This window comes from Paenibacillus sp. 01T422, assembly GCF_056398785.1.
This window is the reverse complement of record NZ_JBFTQB010000511.1, coordinates 1-4617: the sequence shown is the minus strand read 5'-3', so window position 1 is coordinate 4617 and position 4617 is coordinate 1. Positions and strand designations below refer to the sequence as shown.

At 44.8% G+C, this 4617-nt stretch carries 5 protein-coding genes; all 5 read left to right on the top strand.

The features are described from left to right. Nucleotides 1–238 precede the first annotated feature (238 nt). Nucleotides 239–1243, top strand: a complete 1005-nt coding sequence (locus AC1DUA_RS24615; protein WP_477502268.1) for a LacI family DNA-binding transcriptional regulator — start codon at nucleotides 239–241, stop codon at nucleotides 1241–1243. 40 nt (nucleotides 1244–1283) lie between these two features. Next, entirely contained in the window at nucleotides 1284–2645 is a 1362-nt protein-coding gene (locus AC1DUA_RS24610) for an acyclic terpene utilization AtuA family protein (protein ID WP_477502267.1), read from the top strand. A 2-nt stretch (nucleotides 2646–2647) separates the two neighbouring features. Further along, on the top strand, nucleotides 2648–2959 hold the full coding sequence (locus AC1DUA_RS24605) for a DUF4387 domain-containing protein (protein ID WP_477502266.1): 312 nt from the start codon (nucleotides 2648–2650) through the stop codon (nucleotides 2957–2959). Then, the gene (locus tag AC1DUA_RS24600; RefSeq protein ID WP_477502265.1) at nucleotides 2956–3882 is read left to right on the top strand and encodes an ABC transporter permease; all 927 of its coding nucleotides are present in this window, start codon (nucleotides 2956–2958) and stop codon (nucleotides 3880–3882) included. The genes AC1DUA_RS24605 and AC1DUA_RS24600 overlap by 4 nt, the downstream gene beginning before the upstream one ends. Before the next feature lie 12 nt (nucleotides 3883–3894). Beyond that, a partial coding sequence (locus tag AC1DUA_RS24595; RefSeq protein ID WP_477502264.1) for a carbohydrate ABC transporter permease occupies nucleotides 3895–4617 on the top strand: 723 nt, incomplete at its 3' end.

The window sequence follows — 4617 nt, the reverse complement described above, 5'->3', positions numbered from 1 at the left end:
CCAAGGGAGTATTTAGACTTGACATGGTTGAAACATGAGGAATATAATAAGAAACATGGAATAGGTAACCGGTTACACATCGTTAATCACGGCAATCTAAATAATTAGTATGTAATGTGTAAATAATAGTATTTATCGAAATAAAGGAAAATTTCGGGAGCATGTAACCGGTACCCTATGCAAGGATTTCTTTGCTGAGAGTACGGTTATGCTTTTTTGTAGGAGTGAGTCGTAACCAGTGGCAACAATTAGAGATGTGGCAAAGTTGGCAGGTGTTTCTGTAGCGACTATTTCCCGATTCTTGAACAAAAACGGATATGTCAATGAAGAAACAAAATTGCGAGTAGAGCAAGCGATCAAAACGCTTCAGTACGAGCCGAACGCGATGGCTAGAGGGCTTGCAGGAAGAAAGACAGGAACGATTGCCTTAATATTCCCGGATATCACGAATCCATTCTTTGCGGAGCTAGCCAGGGCTGTTGAGGATGTTGCCCGCATGTATGGATATACAGTGATTCTATGCAATTCAGACAATCAAGCGGATAAGGAGCAAACCTACATCAGGGTGCTGAAGCAGCGGTATGTAGACGGCATTTTGTTCGCTTCCTACAGCCTTCGCTCTGACGATGTTGACGCTTTGAATAACGAGAAAATTCCTTTCATTATGCTGGATAGAGCGCCGCGAGAGACTTCTTGCACGGTCGTAAGCTCCAAGCATTTGGAAGGGGCACAGCAAGCTGTACAGCATCTGCTCGATGAGGGCTGCACGAAAATTGCTCATATTTATGGCCCGCAGGATACGGTAACCGGAAGAGAGCGATTCATGGGATACGAGCAATCTGTGAAACATTTTCCTTGGTATTCGCCAAGCCTCGTCGAACCTGGTTATTTCCGCGTTAACGGCGGAATGGAAGCGGTTGAAAACCTAATGAAGCGCCATCCTGATATTGACGGGATTTTTGCAGGCAATGACACGATGGCAGTTGGGGCACTTAAGAAATTGCAGCGAATGGGCGTGCGCGTCCCTGATCAAGTTGCGTTGTGCGGGTTCGACGGTATTGACCTGACGGTCATCGTAGAGCCGGAAATTACGACGGTTGCACAATCGATTTATGATATGGGGATGTTGTCCACACGACTTCTTATCAAGAAAATCGAGGGTGACAACAGCGAAGATCAGACGCATCTATTCGATGTCAAACTCATTCCGCGCGAGTCAACGAGAAGAAAAAGAAAAGAATGAACCATCGAATCGGATGATGGACAGTGGAGGTTGTAAAGCAATGGAACAATTCAAAATTTTGGCGCCCTGCGGGATGTTAGGTTACGGATTTCCGAAATCATCGTTTATCAGAGGGATGGAACATCACCCGGATGCGATCGTCGTGGATGCCGGTTCAACGGACGCTGGTCCTCATAAATTAGGAGCAGGCACAGCGATTGTCAGCAAGCAAGCTTGCAAAAAAGATTTGGAACTGATGATTGTAGCTGGTGCTGAAGCAAAAATTCCGGTCATTATCGGATCTGCTGGAGGCAGCGGAGCGAAGGTTCATGTTGAATGGACACGATCAATCATCATGGAAATTCTTAACGAGAACAACATTACGGGGCTGAAAGTAGCGACGATCTGGGCGGATATTCCTAAGGAAGTCGTGGAAGCTAAATTAGAATCAGGTGAGTGTGAGCCACTTGGCATTGCTGTGAAGACGCTTACGAAGGAAAGATTGGAAGCTACTAACGGTATTGTTGCCCAAATGGGACATGAACCTATTATCGCGGCGCTTCAAGAAGGCGCTGACATTATCATCTGTGGTCGCGCTTACGATCCTTCGCCGTTTGCCGCGGTAGCCATGCATAATGGCTTTGATACAGCACTTGCTTATCATTTGGGTAAAATTCTTGAATGTTCAGCGCTTTGTGCAGAACCGGGGACAACGAAAGATTGCATGCTGGGCATTCTGACCAAAGATTCATTTATCGTCAAACCGCTGAACGACAAACGTAAATGTACGGCTGTTTCCGTAGCTGCACACACATTTTATGAGAAAGATCATCCTTATCTGCTCCATGGTCCGGGACTTGTTCTGGATCTTGAACATTGTGAGTTTAAGGAATTGGGAGACGACAGCGTAGAAGTGCGAGGAAGCCGAATCTTGCCATCTGCTGAGTACAAAATCAAGCTCGAAGGAGCAATGAAAGTCGCTTACCGCACACTCGTGGTTGCAGGTATCCGTGATCCGCTTTTGATCGAACAGATTGAAGAAGTAGAGGGCTTGGTCAAACAGCAAGTATGGGAGTACTACAGCGAAATCCCGCAAGAGGATTATGAAATCAATTTCATCAATTACGGTCTTAACGGCGTGTTGGGTGAACTGGAGCCGCAAAAAACGGCTGGGCACGAATTAGGTGTTGTATTCGAAGTTATTGCGAAGACACAAGAGCTGGCGAACACGATTTGCAGCTCCGTCAGATCTACATTCTTGCATTACGGCTATGAGGGCAGGAAATCGACGGCAGGCAATCTGGCGTTCCCTTTTGCCCCAAGCGATATCCCTTTTGGCGCTGTGTATGAATTCTCCGTTTATCATTTGATGCAAGTTGCGGATGGCGTTGAGATGTTCCGCAACGAATATATCGAGGTGTAATTATGAAGCTAGTAGATGCAGCGAAAGTACTGAGAAGCAAAAACAGCGGACCGTTTGAAATTACGGTGGATGCCCTTTTTACAGATCCGGTAGTGTATTACAAAATAAAGAATTCCGGCATCATTAACAAAGATTTGGTATCGAAGCTTTACAACATTGAGCAAGATAAGATCATGCATATCGTCTTTTTCGATCAAGCGCTCGGCTTCAAAATTACATTTGCGCGAAAAGTTTCTTCAGGCACGTTCTTGGATCGTGACGTATACGGTGCTCAACAGCATGCCCCACTGATGGAATTGGAAGTCGACGTATGATGGGAAAGGAGTCGATTCAAATCAGAACCCATTCGAAAGTTAAACAAATGTGGAGTGACAAAGTCCTCTACTTGATGCTTTTGCCGGGAATCGCTTATTTTATTATTTTTCACATCTGGCCGATTATCGGCATGAAGTTAGCTTTCTATGATTATCAAATTCTCGGAGATAACGTCTTTGTTGGTTTGAAATATTTCCGGGAATTGTTCAGTACACCAATCTTTGAGCAGGTAATAAAAAATACGCTCATTATCAGCGCGATGAAAATGTTTCTTATTTTTCCCATTCCGATTATCTTCGCGCTCATCCTTAACGAGTTCATTAACGGAAAGTTCCGGAAATCAATTCAAGTCATCTCGTATTTGCCCCACTTTCTGTCTTGGGTCGTTATTGCCGGGGTATGGTTCGACTTTTTATCCAAATCAAACGGTGTCGTGAATGAGATCATTCAAGCCTTCGGGTTTCAACCACACGACTTTCTAACAGATAAATCAGCGATCAGATGGGTGCTTGTTGCGAGTGAAGCATGGCGGAATATCGGATGGGATTCGATCATTTTCCTTGCAGCTATCATGGGTGTGAATCAAAGTTTGTATGAAGCGGCGCATGTTGATGGAGCCAACCGTTGGCACATTGTGACACGAATTGTACTGCCTCATCTGTATATCCCGATGGTAACCATTTTCATTCTAAATGTCGGATTTATTATGAATGCAGGGCTGGATCAAGTGTTGAACTTCACGAATGATTCCGTCAATAGCCGGATTGATATTATTGATACTTATGTTTACCGCGTTGGTTTGATCAACGGTCAATATTCGTTCGCTACAGCGGCTAATTTGTTCAAAAGTATGATTGGGGTCGTGCTGGTGCTTTCCACGCATTTCATATCCAAGAAACTGACCTCGAAAGGCGCATGGTAAGGAGGAGCTAGCATGAGTGTCCAAAAATTTTCGTTCACCAAATTAGTGCTCGGTGCCGTACTCGTCCTCTTATCGCTGACGATGTTTGTACCGATTATGAACTTGATCGCCAAAGCTTTCTCGAGCCCCAGCAAAGTCCATATGCTGCATGGCTATGACATTTTGCCAAAAGGTTTCTCGTTCATCAATTTCCAGGTGGTGCTCAGCAATCCGATTGTCGGGAAAGCGTTAATGAACTCTTTATTTATTACGATTGTCGGTACGGTGTTCAGCCTTTTCTTCACAACCATTACAGCTTACGTATTGACGCGTAAAAATCTGGTCGGCAAAACGCCCATCATGATTTTTCTCATCATCATCATGATTTTTGAACCGGGTATCGTGCAAGAGTATATGGTCATCAAGGACCTGCACTTGCTGGATAATCTTTGGGCGATGGTTCTTTACCGTACGATTAACGTCTTTTATTTGATCATTATGATGCGGTTTATTGAAGAAATACCGGATTCCTTAGTTGAGGCTGCGAAAATCGATGGCGCTGGACACATGACCGTGTTCATGCGGATTATCTTACCGCTGTCCCGCATTCCGCTGCTGACAATTGGTATGTTCTATGCGGTGGCTAGATGGAATGAATTCTTCAAATCGAGTATTTTCTTATCGAGCCGAAGCAACACCGTGCTGCAAGTACTTCTCAGGCAGTTCGTTGTTGAAGGAGATACGACGACCTTGGTC

What these genes read in the sequence shown, in the direction of transcription:
- AC1DUA_RS24605 (WP_477502266.1), top strand. Translation starts at nt 2,648, where the DNA reads ATGAAGCTAGTAGATGCAGCGAAAGTACTGAGAAGCAAAAACAGCGGA.
- AC1DUA_RS24610 (WP_477502267.1), top strand. Translation starts at nt 1,284, where the DNA reads ATGGAACAATTCAAAATTTTGGCGCCCTGCGGGATGTTAGGTTACGGA.
- AC1DUA_RS24600 (WP_477502265.1), top strand. Translation starts at nt 2,956, where the DNA reads ATGATGGGAAAGGAGTCGATTCAAATCAGAACCCATTCGAAAGTTAAA.